The sequence below is a fragment of the Kitasatospora sp. NPDC093558 genome (assembly GCF_040683475.1).
GTDB lineage: Bacteria > Actinomycetota > Actinomycetes > Streptomycetales > Streptomycetaceae > Kitasatospora.
In genome coordinates this window covers 1-2170 of sequence record NZ_JBFBDY010000898.1, presented here as the reverse complement: position 1 = coordinate 2170, position 2170 = coordinate 1, and the positions used below count along the sequence as shown (strand labels likewise).

Here is a 2170-nt window from a genome sequence, read left to right as displayed (position 1 = left end):
CTTGCCAGGCGATGAGCGCGCCGACGGCGGCGACCGTCAGGCCCAGGTCCTCCTTGACCAGCAGCAGCGGCAGCGACCACAGCCCGGCCGCCAGCGGGCGCCGCCGGCCGAGTGCGGTGACGGTGAAGGCGAGCAGCGGGACGGCGAACGCGATCTCGTGGAAGTCGTCGGCCGCCGCCCGGACGATCCCCCAGGAGGCTCCGGTGGCGCAGCCGATGACGAGGGCCGCCCTCGGCCCGGCCACCTCGTGCGCCCAGCGGGTCAGCGGGACGACGGCCAGGGCCATGAGCAGGGCTTGGGCGACGATCAGCGTGACCGGGGTGGGGAAGACCCGGTAGAGCGGGGCGAGGGTGGCGATCAGCGGGTGGAAGTGGTCGCCGAGCAGGTGGTAGCCGGGCCCCTTGAGCGGGACGACCGGCGCCCGGCCGTGCGCGTAGGCGCGGACGGCCTGCTCGAAGATGCCGAGGTCGTAGGCCTTGGTGAGGCCGCGCCGGTGCCGGTTGACGCCGACGCACGCGTAGAGGGCGGCGAAGCCGGCGGCCAGGCCCCAGGCGAGGACGGCCGGTTGGCGCAGGACGGCGAGCCGCCGGGCGATGAGGCCGGGGAACGGCCGGGGGTCGGGCTGGATCGGGTGGGCGGGCGAGAGGACCTCTTGCATCGGCAAAGTACCCTTTCACTATTCGATTAGTGGAAGGGTGGTGGAAGGCCGAGCGCTCGTCAAACCCGGTCCGGCGGTGCCGATCGGGCCTCCGGCCTGGGCGAAAACGGCCTCCGAACGGATGTGCAGCGAGTAGTGTGCCGGTGACTCAGAATGAGGAGGGGTTCGTGGAAGCGAAAGAGACGGCGGGCGAGGTGCGGGGTCTCCGGCCGTTGCCGGGGGGTGCCCGGGACGGGTCGCGCGCGTTCGAGGAGCGTCTGGCGGACCTGCTCAGAGTGCTCGGCGTCGAGGTGGAGCCGGGGCCGGACTTCGCCGACGCGGGGCGCTGGCAGGTCCACAAGGCGCTCGCCGGGCGGGCCGAACTCCCCGAGGAGTACTTCGAGGCACTGCTGACGGCCGCGGTGTACGACCCGAACCCGAGCTTCAACCGGCGGTTCGTCGAGCCCGCCCTGACGGCCTTCGGGCGCCGGCGGGTCCGGATGGCGCTGCTGGCCCGGCTGCGGGCCGGCACGGACGAGGAGCGGGCGGGCGCGGCGCGGGCCTGGTACTGGACGGCGCTCTCGGCCGGCGACCGGTGGACCGACCCGGACGACGGCGCGAGCGTGCGCAACGCGTGGCACGAGGCCGCGCTGCGGGAGTTCGTCGCCAACGAGGACCCGGACGTGCGCCGCAGTATCCTCCCCGGGCTGCCCCTCGTCCCGCGCGCCTACCCGGCCGAGCTGCATCCGCTCGTGGAGCGCGCGGTGGAGATCGCCCGCACGCACCCGGACGAGTACATCCGCGAGCGCGCCGAGACCCAAGTCGCGCTCTGAGGGCTGTTGTCGTCCGGCCGTCCGGTGCTGTTCGGGCCTCCGGCGCTGCTCAGGCCTCCGGTGAGAGCGTGAAGGCGCGTTGGTGGGCATACTCCTCGGATCCGCGCCGGCAGACCGGCCGCACCCCGAGCTCCAGCGGCCCCCAGGGCGGTCGGCATCAGAGCGCCGTAAGGATCGGGTCCGGGGGAGGGGTGGGGACGGGAGCTCGGCGGGCCTGGGCGCGGAGCGGGCGCCGCTGTGCGCCGGGCGTGAGGTGTCTGCTTCGCGCCGGTGCCCTCACGTGCACGCCGCGCCGGTTCGCGCGCCGACCGCCGGGCGGGGGCGGCGGTCGGACGCCTGCGTTCCGCACCGGGTTCGGCCTGGTGGCACGGCCTGTGCCAGCATGTGCCGCGTGACCGAACGACAGCCCGCCCCCGCCGAGGTCGAGATCCTGGAGCCCGCCCGGATCCGGCTCGCCGAGACCGCCGCCCCCGACCTCAGGCCGGAGGACCGGGTGGTGATGGACCGGGCCTGGGCCGAGGCGGTACGGGCCAACCCGACGTTCTTCGACGGCCCGGTCGCCGTCTGCGCGGGCCTGCGGCCGGACGGTCCGCAGGACCTCGACGTCGGCTGGGCCCGCACCACCTACCGGCAGTTCGTCCTGCGCAAGGTGCCCGGCGCGACCGGCTGGCTGCCGGCCCTGTTCGTCGCCGTCGTCCAG

General features: G+C 74.9%; 2 protein-coding genes and 1 pseudogene. 2 read left to right on the top strand and 1 reads right to left on the bottom strand.

Annotated features, from left to right (window positions below):
- The coding region (locus tag AB0O00_RS36685) for a DUF2079 domain-containing protein (RefSeq protein WP_363659034.1) at positions 1–658 on the bottom strand (658 nt) is incomplete at its 3' end.
- 167 nt (positions 659–825) lie between these two features.
- On the opposite strand from AB0O00_RS36685, the gene AB0O00_RS36680 reads away from it, so the two are divergent.
- Together AB0O00_RS36680 and AB0O00_RS36675 are read left to right on the top strand one after the other, a co-directional pair.
- Entirely contained in the window at positions 826–1470 is a 645-nt protein-coding gene (locus AB0O00_RS36680; RefSeq protein ID WP_363659033.1) for a hypothetical protein, read from the top strand.
- A gap of 391 nt (positions 1471–1861) precedes the next feature.
- A pseudogene (locus AB0O00_RS36675) lies at positions 1862–2170 on the top strand (NUDIX hydrolase); the annotation flags it as partial.